Here is a 2116-nt window from a genome sequence, read left to right as displayed (position 1 = left end):
TACATGTAATTTTATGTAATTGACATTTGTTATTATATAGAAAATTAAAGTATTTACGAACTTATAAAACTTTTTTCCATTAATTTTTCATTAAATGAAAATATATACTATTTTTTAGCTTAATATTAACTTTAACGGCAATATATTAATTGGATAAAAAATATATACAAGTATATAATGTACTTGTATATATTTTTTAAGGAGGTGACTACACATGTTTGTGCAAGTTAAAGATGAAATAAAAAAAAATGCTAGAACTTCAATAATAGAAGGAGTTATTTTCTTAATTTTAGGAATATTAATCTTTTGTGAATCATTTGTTTCTAGTGAAATTTTTTCAATGTTTGTAGGAGTTCTAATATTAATTTTAGGTTTTTATACCTTTAAACATGCCTATGATGTTAGATCTCATATATGGAGAATGATAGGTAATGTATTACTAGGTTTGTTATACTTATATGTAGGATATTGTTTTATAGCTTATCCTTTAGATGGTATATTATCAATGGCTTTATTTTTAGGATGGGGTTACATTTTCATAGGAATATATGAATTAATAGTAGCTGCTGGTGCTAGTGGAATACCTCACAAAGGATGGATGATATTTGCAAGCATTATTGATATAGTGTTAGGATTATTTTTAGTACTATTATGGCCAGAAGATTCAATTATAGTTGTATCCACTGTAATAGCAGTAGAAATAATGTTTACAGGTATAATGCTAATATCCCTAGGTGGAAGTGCTTTATCAAGCTTAAAAAATAAAGATAATTAATAATATTTAAATACTTAAATAAAAAAGAAAAGAAGGTTGATTTTAATGAAAAATTCAAAAAAAAGAATATTAGCATTAATTTTAGGAATAGGAGTAATATGTTCTTCAGCATTAATAGGATGTGGAAATAGTACTGTAGCATCTACAGCTAACCCTGCACCTGAACAACAACAATCTGAATCACAACAAAGTACTAATAATGCTAAATCAGATGAAAATCAAGGTGATGCTGCAAATGCACCTAATGAAAATGTTGAAAATATAAAAGTTGGTCAAACAGTTCAATTAAATAATAATATTGATTTTACTGTTACTGGTGTTTTAACAGAAGATAAAGTTAAAGTAGAAAATCAACAACCTGAAGTTGGAATGAAATTTATAGCTATAAATTGGACTGCAAAAAATACTGGTGATAAGGATGCAGATTTTGATGGATTAATTTCTGCATTACAAGTTAAAGACAAAGAAGGTAAAGTATTCAAAAGAGACAATGTTAAATTAGTTGGTGAAAATACTGTTGATGTAATTCCAGCTGGCCAAACAATTAATGGTTCTTATGTAATTCAAGCACCTAATGACAAAAATCTGGATGATTTATTATTATTAATAACTGGTGGAAATAATACAGTTTATTCTTTCAGCTTATCTAATAATTAATTATAAATTTTTCAAATCATAACCATATAAAATACATACAAACCTCTTTACAAAAAAATCTATTGAGCATAAATTTATGCTCAATAGATTTTTTTATTCTCTGCCTTTTAAAGCTTTTAAAAACACTTCTGCTGATCCTAAATTAGTAGCTACTGGAACATTATGTACATCACATAATCTTATTAAAGCTGTTACATCAGGCTCATGAGGTTGTGCTGTAAGTGGATCTCTAAAAAATATTACAAAATCCATTTCTCCAACTGCAATCTTTGCTCCTATTTGTTGATCTCCACCTAAGGGACCTGATAATAATCTATGAACTTTAAGACCTAAATTTTCTTCTATCCTTTTACCAGTAGTTCCAGTAGTAAATAAATTATATTTTTCAAACACTTTCTTATACTTCTTTACAAACTCAATCATTTCTGGTTTTTTTCCATCATGAGCAATTAATGCTATGTTCATATTTTATTCTATTACAATAATCTATAAATATAAACTAGTCATATATAAGATTTTTATATTTATTTTAGTTTAAATATAAACCATTGGATAGTTTATATTTAAACTAAAATTCTTAAAAATCTTATTATGATTATAGGATTATGAATATATTTAATTTCCATAAAGATTTAATTCTACATACAAATCCAAATTATATTATAAATAAAATATTTTTAATAT

At 25.3% G+C, this 2116-nt stretch carries 3 protein-coding genes; 2 read left to right on the top strand and 1 reads right to left on the bottom strand.

Translation table 11 applies throughout. The features are described from left to right. The first annotated feature begins 214 nt into the window (after positions 1-214). Both GBZ86_RS15270 and GBZ86_RS15265 read left to right on the top strand, forming a co-directional pair. A complete protein-coding gene (locus GBZ86_RS15270; RefSeq protein WP_152892080.1) occupies positions 215-775 on the top strand; it encodes a DUF308 domain-containing protein in 561 nt (186 codons plus the stop codon). A 45-nt stretch (positions 776-820) separates the two neighbouring features. Then, positions 821-1432: a DUF4352 domain-containing protein gene (locus GBZ86_RS15265; protein ID WP_152892078.1), complete on the top strand. Its 612-nt coding sequence runs from the start codon at positions 821-823 to the stop codon at positions 1430-1432. Positions 1433-1525: 93 nt separating this feature from the next. On the opposite strand, the gene GBZ86_RS15260 is transcribed toward GBZ86_RS15265, so the two are convergent. Further along, on the bottom strand, positions 1526-1897 hold the full coding sequence (locus GBZ86_RS15260; RefSeq protein WP_152892076.1) for a methylglyoxal synthase: 372 nt from the start codon (positions 1895-1897) through the stop codon (positions 1526-1528). Positions 1898-2116 lie beyond the last annotated feature (219 nt).

The organism is Clostridium tarantellae (assembly GCF_009295725.1).
In the GTDB taxonomy this organism is placed as follows: domain Bacteria; phylum Bacillota; class Clostridia; order Clostridiales; family Clostridiaceae; genus Sarcina; species Sarcina tarantellae.
The sequence above is the reverse complement of the archived record's forward strand: the minus strand, read 5'-3'. Positions and strand labels throughout refer to the sequence as shown.